A 1,617-nucleotide genomic window follows, 5' to 3' on the forward strand; every position below is an offset into this window, starting at 1 on the left:
GCCCACTGCATACCCCGGGTTAACATGGTGCGCATCTGCGGCACGGCAAACTCTTGGGCCACATGGCCCAAGGCGCTGTAGAAGACCCGGCCTGCGCCATGGCGGCGCTTCCACACCACCGGCATCACGGTGCCGTCTATCCACGGCGCGTGCGCGCCCGAAAAGGTGGTGGTGGCCAGCACCTGGTTGGACGGGTCTACGTGCATGTAGTACTGCTCCGAGTGGTAGTCGAAGTCGCCAATGCCCGCCACCACCGGGTCGTCACCGCCGCAGATGTTGACCCGGTAGTCGATCACGTTGCCGGGGTGCGCCACCCACTGCCCGCCGGTCATGAACTGGTATTCCACCGACTCGCGGAAGGCATCGCCCATGCCGCCGTGGAACCCGGCCAGCCCTACGCCCGACTGCACCGCCTGGGTCAGATTCGCAACCTCTTCCTTGCTGATCTTGGACATGGTGAAGATCGGCACGATCAGGCTCAGCTGGTCCAGTGCCGGGTCGGCAAAGGCCTCGGTCGAGGTTTCTATCCGCACTTTAAAGTCGGCCTGGCGGAGCAGGTCGGCCACCACAGCGGCACATTGTTCGGGTTCGTGGCCACTCCAGCCACCCCATACGATCAGGGCTTCACGCGTGTTCAGCATGTTCAAATCTCCAAGCCGACGTGGCTTTGTTAACGGTTTGCAGGGTGGGCAGCATGGCCGGGCGCTCGGGGCGGCTGGCAATGGGCACGTGGCGGCCGGTGTCGCTTGAGAGCTGGAAGGCCTCCATCACCTCCAGCACGTGAAAGGCCAGCGCACCCGATGCGCGGTGCGGCCGGTGGGCGCGCAGCGCGTGGGCCATGTCGGCCACGCCGATGCTGCGCAGGATGCCGTCGGCCCAGCCGTGTTCGGTGGGCTGGGCCTGCCAGTCTTCGCCGGGCCGGGCCAGCTCGATCTGGCCGCCAAAGTGGTTCGGGTCGGGCACCAGCAGGCTGGCTTCGGTGCCGTACAGCTCAATGGGGCTGTGGCGGTGCTTGGGCACATCGAAGCTGGTGGCGATGGAGATTACCGCGCCCGACACAAATTCCAGCGTGCCCGCCACGTGGGTGGCCACCTCGACGTCGATCATGCTGCCGTTCAACGGCTCGCTGGTGATGCGGCGCTGGCTGCGGGCGCGCAGCGTGCTGCCAGACACCCGGGCCACCGGCCCGATCAAGTTGACCAGCGCGGTGATGTAGTACGGCCCCATGTCCAGCATCGGCCCGCCGCCCTGGGCGTAGTAGAAAGCCGGGTTGGGGTGCCAGCGCTCGTGGCCGGGGCACAGAAAGAACGCGGTGCCCGCCACCGGCTGGCCAATGGCACCGGCATCCACCAGCTTGCGGCAGGTTTGCTGCGCACCGCCCAAAAACGTGTCGGGCGCGCAGCCCACCCGCAGACCGCGCACGTCTGCCGCTTCCAGCAGGCTGCGCGCCTGGGCCGTGGTGGTGCCGAGGGGTTTTTCAGAATAGACGTGCTTGCCTGCGTGCAGCACCTGCAGGCCCACTTCCACGTGCACGGCGGGAATGGTCAGGTTGACGATGATCTCGATGCTGGGGTCGGCCAGCAGAGCCTCCACCGTTTGGTAGGGCACGCCAAACTC

Annotated in this window: 2 protein-coding genes; both read right to left on the reverse strand. The window is 66.6% G+C overall.

The window, feature by feature from the left end; translation table 11 throughout:
- A partial coding sequence (locus tag ABI213_RS22005; protein ID WP_348028676.1) for a ThuA domain-containing protein occupies window positions 1-641 on the reverse strand: 641 nt, incomplete at its 3' end.
- Window positions 625-1,617 (reverse strand): Gfo/Idh/MocA family oxidoreductase (locus ABI213_RS22010; protein WP_348028678.1); only part of this gene is annotated, 993 nt, incomplete at its 5' end. The genes ABI213_RS22010 and ABI213_RS22005, both read right to left, overlap by 17 nt.

Source organism: Rhodoferax sp. (assembly GCF_039922535.1).
In the GTDB taxonomy this organism is placed as follows: Bacteria; Pseudomonadota; Gammaproteobacteria; order Burkholderiales; family Burkholderiaceae_C; genus Rhodoferax_B.